The organism is Streptomyces altiplanensis (assembly GCF_053591575.1).
In genome coordinates, this window is sequence record NZ_JBSFUB010000062.1 from 1 (window position 1) to 16,924 (window position 16,924).

At 73.7% G+C, this 16,924-nt stretch carries 14 protein-coding genes, 1 pseudogene and 1 riboswitch; of the genes and pseudogenes, 7 read left to right on the forward strand and 8 right to left on the reverse strand.

Annotation, left to right across the window (positions count from 1 at the left end):
• Window positions 1-60 precede the first annotated feature (60 nt).
• The 4 genes and pseudogenes from ACWD0Y_RS24165 to lanKC form a co-directional block, all read right to left on the reverse strand.
• Window positions 61-1,065, reverse strand: a pseudogene (locus ACWD0Y_RS24165) (hypothetical protein); the annotation flags it as partial.
• On the reverse strand, window positions 1,062-2,825 hold the full coding sequence (locus ACWD0Y_RS24170; RefSeq protein ID WP_450262403.1) for an ABC transporter ATP-binding protein: 1,764 nt from the start codon (window positions 2,823-2,825) through the stop codon (window positions 1,062-1,064). The gene ACWD0Y_RS24170 and the pseudogene ACWD0Y_RS24165, both read right to left, overlap by 4 nt.
• A gap of 156 nt (window positions 2,826-2,981) precedes the next feature.
• Complete coding sequence (locus ACWD0Y_RS24175) at window positions 2,982-3,104, reverse strand: SapB/AmfS family lanthipeptide (RefSeq protein WP_093801060.1); 123 nt, start codon at window positions 3,102-3,104, stop codon at window positions 2,982-2,984.
• 79 nt (window positions 3,105-3,183) lie between these two features.
• The gene (gene lanKC, locus ACWD0Y_RS24180) at window positions 3,184-5,763 is read right to left on the reverse strand and encodes a class III lanthionine synthetase LanKC (RefSeq protein ID WP_450262404.1); all 2,580 of its coding nucleotides are present in this window, start codon (window positions 5,761-5,763) and stop codon (window positions 3,184-3,186) included.
• Between the two features lie 242 nt (window positions 5,764-6,005).
• Window positions 6,006-6,080: riboswitch (cobalamin riboswitch) on the forward strand.
• Window positions 6,081-6,193: 113 nt separating this feature from the next.
• Here lanKC and ACWD0Y_RS24185 point away from each other — a divergent pair.
• The 7 genes from ACWD0Y_RS24185 to ACWD0Y_RS24215 all read left to right on the forward strand — a co-directional run bounded on the left by ACWD0Y_RS24185 (window position 6,194) and on the right by ACWD0Y_RS24215 (window position 14,103).
• A complete protein-coding gene (locus tag ACWD0Y_RS24185) occupies window positions 6,194-7,444 on the forward strand; it encodes a prenyltransferase/squalene oxidase repeat-containing protein (RefSeq protein ID WP_450262405.1) in 1,251 nt (416 codons plus the stop codon).
• A 5-nt stretch (window positions 7,445-7,449) separates the two neighbouring features.
• Window positions 7,450-8,118 (forward strand): SCO2322 family protein, encoded by a 669-nt coding sequence (locus ACWD0Y_RS24190; RefSeq protein ID WP_450262436.1) that lies wholly within the window; start codon window positions 7,450-7,452, stop codon window positions 8,116-8,118.
• Window positions 8,115-9,248, forward strand: coding sequence for an energy-coupling factor transporter transmembrane component T (locus ACWD0Y_RS24195; protein WP_450262406.1), 1,134 nt, complete (start codon window positions 8,115-8,117; stop codon window positions 9,246-9,248). The genes ACWD0Y_RS24190 and ACWD0Y_RS24195 overlap by 4 nt, the downstream gene beginning before the upstream one ends.
• A complete protein-coding gene (locus ACWD0Y_RS24200) occupies window positions 9,245-11,038 on the forward strand; it encodes an ABC transporter ATP-binding protein (protein ID WP_450262407.1) in 1,794 nt (597 codons plus the stop codon). Before ACWD0Y_RS24195 ends, ACWD0Y_RS24200 begins: the two co-directional genes overlap by 4 nt.
• Window positions 11,035-11,889, forward strand: coding sequence for an ECF transporter S component (locus ACWD0Y_RS24205; protein ID WP_450262408.1), 855 nt, complete (start codon window positions 11,035-11,037; stop codon window positions 11,887-11,889). Before ACWD0Y_RS24200 ends, ACWD0Y_RS24205 begins: the two co-directional genes overlap by 4 nt.
• A gap of 242 nt (window positions 11,890-12,131) precedes the next feature.
• Window positions 12,132-13,355, forward strand: coding sequence for a cytochrome P450 (locus ACWD0Y_RS24210; RefSeq protein ID WP_450262409.1), 1,224 nt, complete (start codon window positions 12,132-12,134; stop codon window positions 13,353-13,355).
• A gap of 217 nt (window positions 13,356-13,572) precedes the next feature.
• A complete protein-coding gene (locus ACWD0Y_RS24215) occupies window positions 13,573-14,103 on the forward strand; it encodes a hypothetical protein (RefSeq protein ID WP_450262410.1) in 531 nt (176 codons plus the stop codon).
• 157 nt (window positions 14,104-14,260) lie between these two features.
• Here the strand turns inward: ACWD0Y_RS24215 and ACWD0Y_RS24220 are convergent, their stop codons facing one another.
• From ACWD0Y_RS24220 to ACWD0Y_RS24235, 4 genes are read right to left on the reverse strand one after another with little or no spacing between them, the layout of a single operon-like run.
• Entirely contained in the window at window positions 14,261-15,532 is a 1,272-nt protein-coding gene (locus ACWD0Y_RS24220) for a cytochrome P450 (protein ID WP_450262411.1), read from the reverse strand.
• Window positions 15,529-16,155 carry a GTP-binding protein gene (locus ACWD0Y_RS24225; protein WP_450262412.1) on the reverse strand — a complete coding sequence of 209 codons (627 nt, stop codon included), beginning with the start codon at window positions 16,153-16,155 and terminating at the stop codon, window positions 15,529-15,531. Before ACWD0Y_RS24225 ends, ACWD0Y_RS24220 begins: the two co-directional genes overlap by 4 nt.
• Entirely contained in the window at window positions 16,136-16,495 is a 360-nt protein-coding gene (locus ACWD0Y_RS24230; protein WP_450262413.1) for a DUF742 domain-containing protein, read from the reverse strand. The genes ACWD0Y_RS24225 and ACWD0Y_RS24230 overlap by 20 nt, the downstream gene beginning before the upstream one ends.
• Complete coding sequence (locus ACWD0Y_RS24235; RefSeq protein ID WP_176710300.1) at window positions 16,492-16,911, reverse strand: roadblock/LC7 domain-containing protein; 420 nt, start codon at window positions 16,909-16,911, stop codon at window positions 16,492-16,494. The genes ACWD0Y_RS24230 and ACWD0Y_RS24235 overlap by 4 nt, the downstream gene beginning before the upstream one ends.
• Window positions 16,912-16,924: the final 13 nt, after the last annotated feature.

Consider the following 16,924-nt stretch of genomic DNA (forward strand, 5'->3'; position numbering starts at 1 on the left):
AGTGCACGCGGGCCACCTTCAGCCCGTCCCGCAGCGCCCGCCCGTACACCGCGACGACGTCCTCCAGGGACATCGCGGCGGAGTCGAGGATCTCGAGGCGTCCGGTGCCCGCCCGGGCGCGGGCGGCCCGTGCCCGGGGGCCGTGAGGCGGCGGAGTACCACGGTCAGGCGGGAGCCGGCGGTGCCCAGGGCCTGCATCAGGCTCTGGAGGGCGGGCAGCAGGGCGTACATGAGGTACGTGAGGGCGCCCACCAGATCGCCGGGCGTCACCCCGCGGCTCAGCAGCCAGGGGGCGGTCACCAGCAGCAGGACCACCGGCAGCCGGCCGCCCACCGCCACCGCGAGCACCCGCAGCACGCCCCAGCGCGCGAGGGCGCGCGCGGCGCGGAACTCGGCGGCGAACCGGGCGTCCGCCTCGGCGGCCGTCCGCGTCCGCGCACCCGCCGCGGTGATGTCCCGCAGCCCGGCGGTGGTCGCGTCCAGCGTCTGCGCGACCGCTTCGTCGGCGGCGAGGAACGCCTCCTGGCGGCGGGCCATCGGCCGCAGCGTCACGAGGAACAGACCGAGACCGAGGACCAGCGGCGGTACCACGACGAGCAGCAGTACGGGCGCGAGTGAGGCGAGCCCGGCCAGCGCCCCGGCCGCCGTGAAGACGAACGACCGGGAGACCATCACCAGTCCGGCGAAGGTGTCCCTGGCGATCTCCACCTGATGGGTGAGCCGGGACACCGCCGCATGGTCGGCGTCCCGCAGGGCGCGGTCGACGACACGGCGTACGAGGCCGTCGCGCAGGGGCTCCACCAGCTCGGACACGGCCCTGAAGACCCGCCCGGTGCCGTACGCCCCGGCCGCGACGGACACCGCGGCGGCCGCCAGCCAGCCCAGCCCCTCGGCCGTACGGCCGGCCAGGAATCCGTGGTCGAGGGCGCGGGCGAGGGCGTAGCCGAAGAGGAAGGTCTGCGCTGCTTCGAGCAGCGACCAACCCGCCAGCCTGGCGAGTACGGGCCGACGCCGGTTCAGGAAGCGCAGGCCCTCGGTGCGCAGGCGGGGGGCGTCGGCCGTCATGACGGGCCTGCCCCGCCCGTGCCGGCGTCCGTGCCCGCGTCCGCGTTCACGTCTGCATCCGCGTCCGTGAACACCGCGCGGTAGTCGGCCAGTTGCCGCCAGAGACGCGCGTGCGGTCCGACCGCGCGGATGCGGCCTTCGTGGAGCCAGGCGACCCGGTCGGCGCGGGCCGCCGTCGAGGTCCGGTGGGCGATGATCAGGCGGGTGCCGGCACCGGCCTCACGGGTCAGGGCCTCGCCGACCCGCAGTTCGGTGACCGTGTCCAGGTTGGAGGTCGCGTCGTCGAGGATCAACAGCCGCCCGGGGTGGGCGAACGCCCTGGCCAGACCCAGGCGTTGCGCCTCCCCGCCGGAGAGCGGAGCCTCGGCGCACGGGGTGTCGTAGCCGTGCGGAAGGCGGCGTACGAAGCTGTCCGCGCAGGCGGCGCGAGCCGCCTCCCGCACGGTCGACGGGCCCGGTTCGTCGACGCCGAAGGCGATCGTGCCGCCGATCGTGCCCCCCAGCAGCGCGGGCCGCTCGAATGCCTGGCCGACGGCGCGGCGCAGTACGTCGTGGGGCAGCTCGCACAGCGGAACGCCGTCGAGCGTGACCGTTCCCGCGTCGGGATCGGCGAGGCGGCCGGCGACGGCGGCGAGGGTGGACTTGCCGGAGCCGGAGCGGCCGACGAGGGCGAGCGAGGTGCCGCCGGGGACGGTGAGATCGAGGCCGTCGAGGATCGTCCGGTCGCCGTGGGCCACCGTGATGCCGCGCAGCTCCAGCGTCCCGTCGCCGGGCGGGAGCGGCGTGCCGCCGTGCGCGGTGGCCGGTACGGCGAGCAGTGCCGCGAGGCGGCGGGCCGCGCCCCGGCTGCGCACCAGGCCGTTCAGCCGGCCGACCAGCATGCCGATGCCGGTGGCGAGCGCCGCGTACCGGGCGGCGGCGAGCAGTCCGCCCACCGAGAGTTCACCGGCCGCGAGACGGATTCCGGCCACCGCCAGTACGGCGATCTGGAGCAGGGGCACGATCACGGCGGCCTGTGCGGTGGAACGTCCCTGGACCCGCCACATCCGGTAGCCCTGGGCGCTGAGCTCCGCCAGCGGTTCCAGGATGCGGGCCTGCTCGCGGCGGGCCGTGCCGGCGGCCGCGATCGTACGGGCGCCGCCCACCGCCTCCACGAGGCGTGCGGCGATCTCGCCCTGGCGCTCCTGGTAGTGCGCGACGCTGTCGCCGGACTCGCGGACGAAGGCTTTCAGCAGCAGGACGAGCAGCGGCATGCCGACGAGGAACGCCCCTGCCGTCCACGGGTCGACGAGTGCGAGGGCGACGAGCCCGCCGACGGGTGTCACGACGGCGGCCACCGTGCCCGCGAGCGCGGCCGGGGCGCCGCCGGCGTGGGCCGCGTTGCCGACCAGGCGGGCCACGACGTCACCGGGCGGGTTCCGGTCCGTGGTGCGCGGGCCGGCCGCGAGGACGTGCCGCAGCAGACGCCGGCGGAACCAGGCGGTGGAGCGGGCGTTGGTGGTGGCGGTCAGCACGCCGTCGAGGGCGTCGAGGAGGACGAGCAGGCAGGTGAGGGCCGCGCAGAGGGTGAGCCAGGTGGTGGCGGGGCGCCCGGCCAGCAGCAGGTCGAGGGTGTGGCCGAGCGCGGCGGGCAGCGCGAGGCCGGCCGCGGCGCCCGCGGTGCTGAGGACCAGGATCACCGTACCGGGGACGGCACTGTGCCTCAGGGAGGCACGTAGCAGCCGGTCGGCCGCCCGGTGCCGGTCCGGGCCGTGCTCCATGCGCGCTCACCCCCTTTTCCTCAGTACGGCTCGTACGGCTCGTACGGCACAGAGATGCGGCCCCGGGCAGCGAGCGTGCCACCCGGGGCCGTGTCCCTGTCAGAACGCGTCAGGGATTTCTCCCGACGTCACAGGCACGACGTCACAGACACGACGTCACAGGCACAGCAGGAAGCTGTTGGAGCTGTGCTTGTCGCACGCCAGCAGGCTCAGGCTGCTCTGGTCGCCGCCGCCGTCGGTCTCGGGGGTGTCCAGGCTCTGAAGGTCGAGAAGTGCCATGGTGGTTCCCTTCGGTTGTCCGTTCCCGTGGGGACGGGGTTTTGTAGCGGTCCGGCTCCGGGCTGGAACAGGACCGGTTCTAGGGCCGCTTCAGCGGCGGGAGGAAAGGCAGGTGGGCACCGGTGCCGCGGGCCGCTGCCAGCGCGAGGAGCACGCCGGCGCCGCCGGTGCCGAGGTCCATGGAGAGGCGCATCATCTGGTCGCCGGGGAAGGCGAGGTGCCCTTCGTACGGCAGGGCGTACCAGCCGAGTCCTTCGAGCTGTGCGGCGAGGTGGTCGGGGCGCGCCTCGCGGGCGGTCGTCCTGGCCAGGTGGAGGACCATGCCGGCACGTCCGTTGAACAGCCCCGGCTGGGCGTAGTAGCGCGAGCGGGCGGCCCGTACGATGCCGCCCCGCGCCGCCTCGAACTCCTCGTCCTCGCGGTGCCCGAGGAAGTCGTCGAGCACCATGCCGATGCCGACGGAACCGGCCCCGAGGTAGGGCATGGTGCGCGCCCCCTCGTCCACGAGCAGCGTGCCGGCGCTGTTGCGGACACAGCGTGCGAGGTCGGCGCGCAGGGCGTCGGCGGCCAGGTCCAGGAGCTGCGGCGCGCCCGTGTCCTCGTAGAGCCGCAGGAAGAGCAGCGCGGGACCGGTGGCGCCGTGCAGCAGCCCGGCGCGCTTGCCGGTGCTGGTGCCGCTTCCTGACTGCTGCTGGTCGGCCAGGAGCTGCGCGGCTTCCAGCGCCCGTTGCCGCAGGGACGTTTCCCCTGTGGTGCGGGACAGTTCCGCGAGTACGAGGCCGATGCCGGCGAGTCCGCCGTACAGTCCGGGAACGAGCCGCTGCCACTTCTCGTCCAGCACCCGCTGGACCAGCTCCAGGGCACGGGCGCGGTGACCGAGTCCGTCGAGGACGTGGGCGACGCCCGTCAGCCCGTCGTAGAGGCCGAGCGGGGTGCCGAGCGGCGGCGGGGCGGTCTGTCTCAGCAGCCATTCCTCACCGTCCTCGTACCGGCCGGCGCCGGCCTGGCCGAGCGCGTGGAGGACACCGGCGGCGCCGTGGGCGATGCCGAGACCGCCGCCGTCCGCGAACTGCGCGATGTCGCCGGGGAAGATCCGGTCGTCGCGTCCGGGAGTGGCGGAGGCGAGGACGCCCGCGGTGATCGAGTCGCGGCTGCGCGGCCAGTCGGCGGGCTCCACGGGCACGTACGGCGTGCCGCGGGCCGTGTCCGTCCCGCAGATCACCGCCACCGCGTCGTCGAAGAACTCCCGCGGGACGTCCGGGAACCGGCGCGCGGCGACCTCCGCCAGGTGGCGGGCCTTGTCGCGGTCGACGACCAGCAGCGTGGTCATGGGCAGGAAGAGCGCCAGCCGCAGACAGGCGAGGGCGTAGAGGTCGACGTCGAACCCGGTGCGCTCGCGGGGCGCGATGAAGCCGGGGTGTGCGATGGCCTGACGGTGGTTCTCGTCGACGTGCGCGGCGGCCTCGAAGTCCAGCAGGCGCACGGACTCCTCGTCCGGCCCGACCATGATGTTGAACATGTGCAGGTCGTTGAAGACGACGCCCCGGCTGTGCACGGCGGCGACGGCCTCCTCGACCGCGCGGTGGATGCGCAGCGCCCAGCGGGTGTAGTCGGCGACGGCGGCCGGGTCCGGCTCGGGTTCGAGCAGCGGGTGCCGCTGCGCGAAGAAGGAGTTGAGGGTGCGGCCGGGCAGGTGGTCCATCACCAGGAAGCGGTGGTCGCCGAGCAGGAACCAGTCCCGGGCCTCGGGGGCGACACCGAGTCCGGACAGCCGTTCCAGCGCGGCGCGCTCCCGCTCCAGGCGGGTGACGGCGTCGGCCCGGTCGGCGGCGAGCCCGGCATACGGCCGCGCCTCCTTGAGGACCACCTTCTCGCCGCTGCGCAGGTCCTCACCGAGGTAGACCCCGCCGCCGTTGGAGAAGTGCAGAGCGCTTTCGATGCGGTACGGCAGGTCGTTGGTGGTGGTGGCGTTGCGGGCCGCGAGGTGCGGTTCCAGGAACGCGGGGAGCTCCACCCACTCCGGGACGTGGAAGGCCGGCTCGCGGAGGTCGGGGACGAGGGTCCCTTCGGGGTTCTCGATCGCCGGGACGAGGGCGCCGGCGGCGTCGACGCAGTAGCGGTGCGCGAAGCCTCCGTAGCGGACGTACAGCGGGCCGTCGCCCCAGCGGAGGTCGGTGAGGATGTACGGTCCGGGCTCTCCGTCGAGCAGGCCGCCCAACTCCTTGAGGACGAGGTGCAGTTCCTGCTCGTCCGCGGGATAGAGCGTGGCGAACTTGCCGCTGGAGCCGCGCCCCGCGTACTTGGAGTTGCGCAGGTGGAGCGGTTGCGGGCCCGGTACGAACTTGAAGGGGAGAGCGCGCGGGACGCAGTAGTCCCACACCCTGGCCGCCGTCTTCTCGGCGTTGTCCAGGCAGGCCGACACGTGGATCTTCCAGCCCTGCGTCGGCCGGCCGGGGAGCGGTGCGCCGTCGGCGCCGACCGGGTTGATGTGCATCCAGTCGCCGGAGACGAACCGGCGCCACCCCGGCGGGAGCTCGCGCTGGGCCGCCTCGTACAGCGGCACCGAGGAGGACTGTCCGGGCCGGCTCGCGGAGAGCCGGTCCGGGGTCTCGTAGAACTGTCTGTCGGCGAGGCAGAAGACCTCGTACCGGTTGTCCATGGGTCCCCCCTCGGCTGCGGTGCCACCGAGATTTCCACGCGGCCCAGGGGCGGGAACAGTCACACCTGTCACGTAGTGACAGTGCGGTACTCATGGATAAAGAATTGTTCGCCCCTGTTCGAAAGCGGGGCGGCACGCGACGGTCTCCGCCACGGAACCCCATGGTCCCGCCGCCCCCGGCACCCCCCGGAGCCGCCCGCCACGGGCCGGTAGAGTGTGCGAGTCGTCATCATGCCGTTCTGGGGGAAGCCGGTGCGAATCCGGCACTGACCCCGCAGCCGTAAGCCGTCCCCGGTGGACGGTGAGTCGGAACGCCCGGTCCGGCATGACCACTGGCTCGGCACCGTCGAGGTATACGGAGCCGGAGCCTGGTGCGTGTGTTTCCGCGTGCCCGGGCCCGGCTCCTCAGCAGGAGAGGCCCCCGCCCGTCATGACCCCCCTTCGCCGCAGCGCAGCCACCGTGCTCGCCGCTTCCGCCGTCCTCTGCGCGAGCGCGGCCACGGCTGCCGTCGCCGCGCCGTCCCCGTCCCCGTCGCCCGTGATCCCCTCGGGCCTCTACGGCGAGAAGGACCCGACGTACGACGGTGTCTGGCGGCAGTCGCTGGCCCTCCTCGCGCAGGACACGGTGGGCGTGAAGCCCGCCGGGAAGGCCGTGAACTGGCTGGTCGGGCAGCAGTGCGACAACGGCGGCTTCGCCTCCTTCCGCGCCGACGCCGCCGAGCCGTGCACGGCGAAGACCGTGGTGGACAGCAACGCCACCGCCGCGGCCGTGCAGGCGCTGAGCGCCCTCGGCGGGCAGGACGCCGCCGTGGAGAAGGGCGCCGGCTGGCTGAAGTCCGCGCAGAACCAGGACGGCGGCTGGGGCTACAACCCGGGCAGCCCGAGCGACGCCAACTCCACCTCGGTCGTGATCGGCGCGCTGGCGGCGGCGGGTGAGAAGCCCGGCGAGGTGAAGTCGCCGAAGGGCAAGTCGCCGTACGACGCGCTCGTCACCTTCTCGGTGCCGTGCGACGCGAAGACGGGCGGCGGCGCGTTCGCGTACCAGCCGGACAAGGACGGCAAGCTCGCGCCCAACGCCGACGCGACGGCGGCGGGTGTGCTGGGCGGACTCGGGAAGGGGCTGGCCGCCGAGGGCGGCGAGAAGGACGCGAAGGCCGGCGCGTGCGTGAAGGGCGAGCCGACGCCCGCGCGGGCCGCCGCGAACGGTGCCGCGTACCTCGACGGCGTACTCGCCGGGTCCGGGCACCTCGACACGCCTCCCATGCCCGGCGCCGAGGACACCGAGGCGCAGCCCGACTTCGGCAACACCGCGGACGCCGTCGTCGCGCTGGCCGCGCAGGGCGGCGCCGCGCGGGCGCAGAAGCCGCTGGAGTGGCTGGAGAAGAACGCGGCGGGCTGGGCCGAGGAGCACGGCCCCGCCGCCTACGCCCAGCTGGTCTTCGCCGCGAACGCGACCGGCACCGACCCGAGGAACTTCGGCGGCGCCGATCTGGTGAAGGGGCTCAACGCGACCGGGCCCGCGCCCGAGGCCGCCGAGAAGTCCGCCGACAAGTCCGACGAGGAGAAGAAGGACAGCGACGGCGGCTTCGGTGCCTGGTGGATCGTCGCCGTCTTCTTCATCGCCAGCGTCGGCGCCGGCATCCTCTTCAGCGGCCGCAAGAAGAAGAACCAGCAGCTGTGACGAGGGTGCTGCGGACGCGGCTGACGGCTCTCGTCCTGCTGCTCGGGGCCGCGCTCGCGGTGCCGGCCGGGGCGGGGGCCGCGCAGGCGGCGACGGGGTACCGCTACTGGTCGTTCTGGGAGAGCGACGGCGGCGAGTGGACGTACGCGAGCCAGGGGCCCGCCACCGCCAGGCCCGCCGACGGTGATGTGATCGGCTTCCGGTTCTCGGTGAGCGAGAACGCGCAGGACTCCGCGAAGCCGCGCCGCGCGGCGGACGGCTTCGACGCGATCTGCGGCAGGACGCCCGCCGGCGACGGCACCAAGCGGATCGCTGTCGTCATCGACCCCGGCACTGCGGCCGACGCCCCCGACGGCGAGCAGCCGCCCGCGCAGCGTTCCGTGTGCGCGCGGACCCCGGCGGACGCGACCGCTGCGGACGCGCTCGCCTCGGTGGCGAAGCCGCTGCGCTACGACAGCACGGCGCTGCTCTGCGCGATCTCCGGCTATCCGAAGACGGGGTGCGGGGAGCAGGTGTCCGGCCGTGACGGCACGCCCCGCTCCTCGGCGACCGCCGGGCCCACCGACGACAGCGACGACGGCGGCGGCCCCTCCGCCGGGCTGCTCGCCGGCCTCGCCGCCGTGTTCGCGCTCGGCGCCGCGGGCGTGTGGCAGGCGCGCCGCCGCCGCGGATGACCTCGATGCTCCTGCGCGCGCCGCGAGCGAGCCGCAGCAACGCCCTGCACGCCGGGGCCTGGTGGCTGTGGGCGCTCGGTCTGGCCGCCGCCGCGTCCCGGACCACCAATCCGCTGCTGCTCGGGATGCTGGTGGGGGTGGCCGGGTATGTGGTGGCGGCGCGGAGGACGGATGCGCCGTGGGCGCGTTCGTACGGGACGTTCGTCAAGCTCGGGCTGCTCGTCATCGGTGTCCGGCTGGTGTTCTCGGTCTTCCTGGGCTCGCCGATCCCGGGCAGCCACACCCTCTTCACGTTGCCCGAAGTGCCCCTGCCCGACTGGGCGCAGGGGGTGCGGATCGGTGGGCGGGTGAGGGCCGAGCAGCTGGTCTTCGCCCTGTACGACGGGGCGAAGCTGGCCACGCTCCTCATCTGTGTGGGCGCCGCGAACGCGCTCGCCAACCCGGCCCGGCTGCTCAAGTCCCTGCCGGGCGCGCTGTACGAGGCCGGGGTCGCCGTCGTCGTCGCGATGACGTTCGCGCCGAACATGGTGGCCGACGTGGTGCGGCTGCGCACCGCGCGCCGGCTGCGCGGCCGGCCGACGGGTGGCGTGGGGGCCGTACTCCAGATCGGGCTGCCGGTCCTCGAAGGCGCGCTGGAGCGGTCGGTGGCGGTGGCCGCGTCGATGGACGCGCGCGGCTACGGGCGCACGGCGCCGGTCCCGCCCGCCGTGCGGCACACGACGACCGTGCTGACGCTGGGCGGGCTGCTCGGGGTGTGCACCGGGGCGTACGGGCTGCTGACCGCCGACGGTGCGGCGTACGGCCTGCCGGTCTTGGCCGCGGGGGTCGTCGCCGCGCTGGCGGGGCTGCGCCTGGGCGGCCGGCGCAGCGTCCGTACGCGCTACCGGCCCGACGAGTGGGGCGTACGGGCGTGGCTGGTGGCCGGGTCGGGTGCGGCGGTCGCGGCGCTGACGATCTGGGCCGCCTCGTACGACCCGGAGGCCCTGCACCCGGGGGTCGTGCCGCTGGTCGCTCCCGAGTTCCCGCTCTGGCCCGCGGCGTCCGTGCTGATCGGCCTGCTCCCGGCGTTCGTGGCTCCCGTACCTCCCGTACCTCCCGTACCTCCCGTAGTGAAAGAGACTCCGCAGTGATCCGGTTCGAGAATGTGTCGGTCGGCTACGACGACGCCGCGCCGCCCGTGATCCGGGGCGTCGACCTCACCGTGCCGGAGGGCGAACTGGTGCTGCTGGTCGGCCCTTCCGGGGTGGGAAAGTCGACCCTGCTGGGCACGGTCTCCGGGCTCGTGCCCCATTTCACGGGCGGCACCCTGCGTGGCCGCGTGACGGTCGACGGCCGCGACACCCGCACCCACAAACCGCGCGAACTCGCCGATCTCGTCGGGACGGTGGGCCAGGACCCGCTCGCCCACTTCGTCACCGACACCGTCGAGGACGAGCTGGCGTACGGCATGGAATCACTGGGCGTCGCACCGGACGTGATGCGCCGCCGGATCGAGGAGACGCTGGACCTGCTCGGCCTCGCGGAGCTCCGCGACCGCCCGATCGCCACGCTGTCGGGCGGCCAGCAGCAGCGCGTCGCGATCGGCTCGGTGCTCACCCCGCACCCGAAGGTGCTGGTCCTCGACGAGCCGACGTCCGCGCTGGATCCGGCGGCGGCGGAGGAGGTGCTGGCGGTGCTGCAACGCCTGGTCCACGACCTGGGGACGACCGTGCTGCTGGCGGAGCACCGGCTGGAGCGGGTGGTGCAGTACGCGGACCAGGTGATCCTCCTGCCGGGCCCGGGAGAGGCGCCGCGCATGGGCGCGCCCGCGGAGATCATGGCGGTCTCGCCCGTGCACCCGCCGGTGGTGGCACTGGGCCGGCTGGCGGGCTGGGACCCGCTTCCCCTGTCGGTACGGGACGCCCGCCGCCGGGCGACGGCCCTGCGGGCGAGCCTGGCCGGCGCGGAGCCGAAGGGGCGCGGAGGAACCGCCCGGCCGCACCCGGCCCCTCCGGCTTCCGAGGAGCGGGGCCCGGGACGGAGCCCCTCACGCGGCGGAGCCGCACAAGACCACAGCGGGAAGGGGCGGGCGGGGGAAAGGCTCGCGCGCCTGCTGCGCCGCCACGGCACGGAACCGGCCCGCGCCGCCGAGGCCACCGCCGCCGGCGCCTCCGCCACCGCCGTGGCCACCGTGGCCGGCCTCGGCGTCCGCCGCGCCCGCGTCGAGGCCCTCCGCCGCGTCACGCTCACCGTGTCCCCCGGCGAGACCATCGCCCTCATGGGCCGCAACGGGGCCGGCAAGTCCACCCTCCTCTCCGCCCTCGTCGGCATGATCGAGCCCACCTCCGGCACGGTGTCCGTCGGTGGCCGCACTCCTCACCGCGCCCGCCCCCGCGACATGGTGCGCGAGGTCGGTCTGGTCCCGCAGGAGCCGCGCGACCTGCTGTACGCCGACACCGTCGCCGCCGAGTGCGCGGCGGCCGACAGCGACGCGGGCGCGGTCCCCGGCACCTGCCGGGCCCTGGTCGCGGAGCTGCTCCCGGGCATCCGGGACGACACGCATCCGCGCGATCTGTCCGAGGGCCAGCGCCTCGCCCTCGCCCTCGCCCTCGTGCTCACCGGGCGCCCTCCGCTCCTCCTCCTCGACGAGCCGACGCGCGGCCTGGACTACGCGGCGAAGGCCCGCCTGGTCGGGGTCCTGCGTTCCCTGGCAGCCGAGGGGCACGCGATCGTACTGGCGACCCACGACGTGGAGCTGGCCGCGGAGCTGGCGCACCGCGTCGTGATCCTCGCCGACGGCGAGGTGGTCGCGGACGGCCCGACGGCCGACGTGGTCGTCTCCTCCCCCGCCTTCGCCCCGCAGGTCGCGAAGGTCCTCACCCCGCAGAAGTGGCTGACCGTGGCACAGGTGCGGGACGCGCTGGAGGAGGGAGCGGTATGAGCGACGCGAAGCCGGTGCGTCCTCCACGCCCCGTACGCTCCCCACGCCCCGTACGCCTCGGCCCGCGCTCCGTCGCCGCGCTGCTGCTCATCAGCGTGATCGGCGTGATCGCCGTCGGCTGGCCGCTCCTCGCCGACCCCGCCTCCGAGCTCACCCGCGACCACTCCCAGGACGCCGCCTGGCTGCTCGCCGTCCTCCTCCCCCTCCTCGTCGCCGTGGTCGTCGCGACCATCGCCGACTCCGGGCTCGACGCGAAGGCCGTCGCGATGCTGGGCGTACTGGCGGCGGTCGGGGCCGCGCTGCGTCCGCTCGGGGCGGGGACGGCCGGCCTGGAGCCGATGTTCTTCCTGATGGTGCTGAGCGGGCGGGTCCTGGGCCCCGGTTTCGGCTTCGTGCTCGGCTCGGTGACGATGTTCGCGTCCGCGCTGCTCACCGGCGGGGTCGGGCCGTGGATGCCGTTCCAGATGCTGTCCATGGGCTGGTTCACCATGGGCGCGGGCCTGCTGCCGGGCGCGGAGCGGCTGCGCGGCCGGGGCGAGCTGGTGATGCTGGCGGCGTACGGCTGCGCGGCCGCCTTCCTCTACGGCACGGTCATGAACCTCCAGGGGTGGACGTACATCGGCGGCCTCTCGACCGGCGTCTCCTTCCACCCCGGCGACCCGGTGCACGAGAACCTGGTCCGGTTCCTCGCGTACTGCCTCGCCACCTCCCTCGGCTGGGACCTGGGCCGGGCCGTGCTCACCGTCGTACTGACCCTCGGCATCGGTGCGCCCCTCCTGAAGGCGCTGCGCCGGGCCACGCGCCGCGCGGCCTTCGAGGCCCAGGTCACGTTCGAGGGCCCGCAGCGGTGACGGGACGCTGAGAGGCCCGCGTGATCCCGGTCCTCGGCCACGGCGGGCCGTGACCGCCGCAGCGCCCCGCGGCGGAACCCGCCTCGCTCGCCTCCGCTCCTTCGGGTGCGGTGTGCCCCCGCGCCGTCGCCGGCGGCAGCCGCATGGACGCGCTCCCGTAAGCGGATTCGGTCTATCCGTTCCGGCGGTTGGTCAATAACGTTGCCCCGACCGCGTATTGCCTTCCGAGGGAGCATCCGACCATGTCCACGGCCCAGCAGGTCCCCGACATACTTTCGCCCGAGTTCGCCGAGAACCCGTACGCCGCCTACGCGGTGATGCGAAAGTCCGCGCCGCTGTTCTGGCACGAGACGATGCAGAGTTACGTCATCTCCCGGTACGAGGACGTGGAACGGGCCTTCAAGGACAAGGAGTCGGTGTTCACCACCGACAACTACGACTGGCAGATCGAGCCCGTGCACGGGAAGACGATCCTTCAGCTCAGCGGCCGGGAACACGCCGTGCGGCGTGCGCTGGTGGCCCCCGCGTTCCGGGGCAGGGACCTCCAGGAGATGTTCCTCCCGGTCATCGAGAGCAACGCCCGCGAGCTGATCGACACCTTCCGGGACCGGGGCGCGGCCGATCTGGTCGGTGCGTTCGCGACCCGTTTCCCGGTGAACGTCATCGCCGACATGCTCGGTCTCGACAAGGGGGACCACGCCAAGTTCCACCACTGGTACACCACGGTGATCGCCTTCCTCGGCAACCTGGCCGGTGACCCCGAGGTGGCCGCGGCGGGCGAGCGCACCCGCGTGGAGTTCGCCGAGTACATGATTCCGATCATCCAGGAGCGCCGGAAGGCGCCGGGGACCGACCTGCTGTCCACCCTGTGCGCGGCGGAGGTCGACGGGGTGCGGATGAGCGACGAGGACATCAAGGCGTTCTGCAGCCTGCTGCTCGCCGCCGGCGGCGAGACCACCGACAAGGCGATCGCGGCGCTCTTCGCCAACCTGCTCGCCCACCCCGACCAGCTCGCCGCGGTGCAGAAGGACCGGAGCCTCATCGACCGGGCCTTCGCCGAGACGCTGCGCTTCTCCCCGCCGGTGCACATGATCATGCGCCAGACGGCGGCGGAGGTGACCCTCAGCGGTGGCACCGTCCCCGCCGGCGCCACCGTCACCTGCCTGATCGGCTCCGCCAACCGCGACGAGAGCCGTTACGCCGACGCGGACACGTTCAACATCTTCCGGGAGGACCTCAACGCGACGAACGCCTTCTCCGCGGCCGCCGACCACCTGGCCTTCGCCCTGGGGCGGCACTTCTGCGTCGGAGCCCTGCTGGCGCGGGCCGAGGTGCAGATCGGAGTGAACCAGCTGCTCGACGCGATGCCCGGCATCCGGCTCGCGGACGGTGCCGGGATCACCGAGCAGGGGGTCTTCACCCGGGGGCCGAAGGCCGTGCCGGTGGTGTTCACACCTGCCGGCTGAGGACCGCGGCCGCTCCCCCGCGCCGGTGACCGGACGGTGGTCAGGAGGCCCCGGCACGGGGAGTGGCCAGGGCGCACGGGGGTGGGAACCGCAGGCGGGCGGAGCGCGCCCGCTCCCGGCTCCGCCGTTGCGGCCGCCCCGGGGACCGTTGACCCGCTCTCGGACGTCACCGTAGGGTGAAGCGCACCAACAGCGCTAATCGCCCATTAGGGTCACTATGGTTGCTATCTTCCACGTCCGTCGCCGGGCAGCCGTCTTCGCCGGCTCGGTCCTTCTGGCCACGGGCCTCCCGTTCACCCTCTCGGCATGCGGTTCCACCGCGCCCCCGGCGGGGCAACAGGCCGGCGAACCGGCTCTCGTTTCCCCGGGGTCCCTGGATTTCGGCCCCTCACTCACTGAAACGCTGAAGGCCCAGGCCACGGCACAGGACGCGGCGGCGCGGAAGGCCGCCGAACGCGAGGCCGCGAAAGCGCCTGACCGGACCCCGGAACCCGCTCCGGAATCCGGGCGGTCCGGCTCTGCCACGGACAGCCCGGGGGCGTGTACGACGGACCCGGCCGACCGGGCGGCCTGCCGCAACCCGGGCGGGACGATCGATCCCGACGGCGGAGACCTGGACGGCGACGGCGTCTACGAGCCGCACGAGCCGGTCGGTCCCGGTTACAAGGACCCGCGCGCGTACGACGGCGGCAAGACGTCCGGCGAGACCCAGTGCGAGTGGCTGCGCTCCCAGGGCATCGCCTGCTGAGCGCCCGCCCCGGCGGCCCGCTCTCCATGACGGGCCGGGCGGACAGGCGTACGGCTCCCGCAGGTGCCGCGCCTGCCTGCGCAGGCGCGGTACCGGGGCGGCCGTGCCGGTCCCGGCCCTCGACCGGGCGGCGGTGACCGGCGCTTCGCCGCAGGCCCTAGTGGGACACGGGGGTGAAGGACACCGGCAGGGTGGTCAGGCCGCGCATCCAGATGGACGGGCGCCAGGTCAGCTCCTCCGGTTCGACCGCGAGCATCAGGTCGGGGAGCCGTTCCAGCAGGGCCTCGACGGCGGTACGGGCCATGACGTCGGCGAGCTGGGGCGCGGGGTAGGGGCAGCGGTGCTCGCCGTTGCTGAAGGACAGGTGCGAGGAATTGCCCTCCGCGCCGACGTGGCCCTCGGGCCAGATCTGCGGGTCGGTATTGGCGGCCGCGAAGCCGAGCACCAGGCAGTCGCCGGCCTTGATGTGGCGGCCGCCGAGCTGGACGTCGCGGTCGGCCCAGCGGCCGATGAAGTTCTGGGTGGGGGTCTCCAGCCAGAGGACCTCGTTGAGGGCGTGCCCGACGCTGAGCCGCCCTCCGGAGACGTTCAGGGCGAACCGGTCGTCGGTGAGCAGCCGCCGCAGCGTGTTGCCGATCCAGTTCGCGGTCGGCTGCTGGGCGGCGGCGATGACGGAGATGAGGTCCTGGACGATCTCCTCGTCCGCCAGGCCCGCCGGGTGGGCGACCATGCGGGAGATGATGTCCGGGCCGGGCGCGACCCGCTTGTCCACGACGAGCTGCTGGAGACGCTCCCCCACGCGCGCGTAGGCGGCCACCGGGTCGTCGCCCTCCGACGCGTCGAGGGACATCCGCAGGTCCTCGACCAGGTCGTCGGTGTCGGTGCCGTGGGCCGGCATGCCGCACATCTGGACCACCGCGCGCATCGGCAGGGCGTGGGCGTACGCCGACATCAGCTCGGTCCGGCCGCTGCCCGAGAACCGGTCGATGAGCTCGTCGGCGATCCGGCGGCAGTTGTAGCCGAGCTCGAACTGGTCGACGGCTTCCAGGGCGTCGCTGATCACGCCGGCGCGCCGCTGGTGCTCGGCGCCCTCGGTGAACAGGACCGAGGGCTGGTAGCCGACGAAGGGCAGCAGCGGCCAGTCGGCGGGGATGGAGTCCCACTGGTTCCAGCGCCGGGAGTCGCGGGCGAACAGCTCGTCGTGACGGGTGACGTAGGAGACCTCGGAGTAACCGAGGACCAGCCAGGCCGGGATGTCGCCGTCGAGCAGCACCGGGGCCACGGCTCCGTGTTCGCGCCGCATCGCCCGGTACAGCTCGGAGGGGGTCTGCTGGTACTGGAGGCCGCTGAGCCTGATCGCGCCCGGCTGGTGCGCGGGGCAGCCCGGCGGAGGCGTCACCGCGGAGGCGGAGGCGGTGAGGTCGCTCATGAGGTCGTCTCCTGTGCCAGAGCCAGTTTGTAGAGGTGGTCGACGAGGGTGACCAGGACGTGCTTGCCGTCGCTGCGCACGCGGGCGTCGCAGTCGAGCAGCGGGATGTGGGCGGGCAGCGACAGCGCCTGACGGATCTCGTCCAGGGAGTAGTACGCGGCGTCGTCGTCGAACCGGTTGACGGCGACGACGAACGGCGTCCTGTGGTGTTCGAGCCGGTCGATGGCGTACCAGGAGTCGCTCATGCGCCGGGTGTCGACCAGGACGACCGCGCCCAGGGTGCCGGAGAACAGCCGGTCCCACAGGAACCAGAACCGTTCCTGTCCGGGGGCGCCGAACAGGTAGAGCACCATGGTCTCGTTGAGGCTGATCCGCCCGAAGTCGAAGGCCACCGTCGTGGTGGTCTTCTGGGCGACCCCCGAGGTCTCGTCGACGCCGACACCGGCCTGCGTCATGTACTCCTCGGTGTTCAGCGGGCGTATCTCGCTCACGGACCTGACCAGCGTGGTCTTGCCCACGCCGAACCCGCCGACGACGACGATCTTCAGTCCGGTGTCGGCGGCATCGGCGAGCGGTGTGCGCTCCGACGCCGGGGAGATCGCCTCAGAGATTGCGGAGTCCATGCAGCACCTCCTTCAGCAGGGCGGATTCGGGCAGGTCGGCGGCGGCCGCGGCGCGAGGACGGCGGGCGGTGATCCGCCCGGCGGCCAGCAGGTCCTCCAGGAGGATCCGTACGACGGTGATGGGCAGTTGCAGGTCGGCGGCGATCTCCACCACCGCGGCGGGGTGACGGCACAGGGTGAGGATGCGGACGTGCTCCGACTGCATGCCCGGCGTCGGGTCGCACTCGCTGACCACCAGGGTGACCAGATCGAACACCGCGGTGTCCACGGGGTGACTGCGGCCACCGGTCACCGTGTAGAGGCGGTCCGGGGACCCGGTGTCGACGGGGCGGCGGATCATGACGTCGGGGTGTCCTGCGCACTGGTGCGGGGTTCGGCCCGCAGGTGCTCACCGATCTGCTCGACCAACTCGCTCATGTTGTGCCCGACCACGCCCGGGTCGGCGCCGTCGCCGGCCACGACGGCGAGGTGGGCGCCCTCGCCTGCCTCGACGATGAGCAGCAGCCCACCGCGGAACTCGGCCATCAGGTGGTTGACGCCTCCGGTGCCGTCACCGAACTCCACCGAGGCGCCGTGCGCGAGGGCCTGCATTCCGGAGGAGATGGCCGCGAGCTGGTCGGCCTGGTCGAGGGTGAGGTGGCTGCTGCGGCACAGCTTGAGACCGTCGCGGGAGAGCACCAGGGCGTGCCGGGTGCCGGGGGTGCGCTCCACGAGGTTGTCCAGGAGCCAGGTCAGGCTGGTGTCGGTGGTCTGCACGGTGGTCATGGGC

What these genes read in the sequence shown, in the direction of transcription:
- ACWD0Y_RS24205 (WP_450262408.1), top strand. Translation starts at nt 11,035, where the DNA reads ATGAGCGACGCGAAGCCGGTGCGTCCTCCACGCCCCGTACGCTCCCCA.
- ACWD0Y_RS24220 (WP_450262411.1), bottom strand. Translation starts at nt 15,532, where the DNA reads ATGAGCGACCTCACCGCCTCCGCCTCCGCGGTGACGCCTCCGCCGGGC.
- ACWD0Y_RS24215 (WP_450262410.1), top strand. Translation starts at nt 13,573, where the DNA reads ATGGTTGCTATCTTCCACGTCCGTCGCCGGGCAGCCGTCTTCGCCGGC.
- ACWD0Y_RS24230 (WP_450262413.1), bottom strand. Translation starts at nt 16,495, where the DNA reads ATGATCCGCCGCCCCGTCGACACCGGGTCCCCGGACCGCCTCTACACG.
- ACWD0Y_RS24175 (WP_093801060.1), bottom strand. Translation starts at nt 3,104, where the DNA reads ATGGCACTTCTCGACCTTCAGAGCCTGGACACCCCCGAGACCGACGGC.
- ACWD0Y_RS24225 (WP_450262412.1), bottom strand. Translation starts at nt 16,155, where the DNA reads ATGGACTCCGCAATCTCTGAGGCGATCTCCCCGGCGTCGGAGCGCACA.
- lanKC (WP_450262404.1), bottom strand. Translation starts at nt 5,763, where the DNA reads ATGGACAACCGGTACGAGGTCTTCTGCCTCGCCGACAGACAGTTCTAC.
- ACWD0Y_RS24185 (WP_450262405.1), top strand. Translation starts at nt 6,194, where the DNA reads ATGACCCCCCTTCGCCGCAGCGCAGCCACCGTGCTCGCCGCTTCCGCC.
- ACWD0Y_RS24210 (WP_450262409.1), top strand. Translation starts at nt 12,132, where the DNA reads ATGTCCACGGCCCAGCAGGTCCCCGACATACTTTCGCCCGAGTTCGCC.
- ACWD0Y_RS24195 (WP_450262406.1), top strand. Translation starts at nt 8,115, where the DNA reads ATGACCTCGATGCTCCTGCGCGCGCCGCGAGCGAGCCGCAGCAACGCC.
- ACWD0Y_RS24170 (WP_450262403.1), bottom strand. Translation starts at nt 2,825, where the DNA reads ATGGAGCACGGCCCGGACCGGCACCGGGCGGCCGACCGGCTGCTACGT.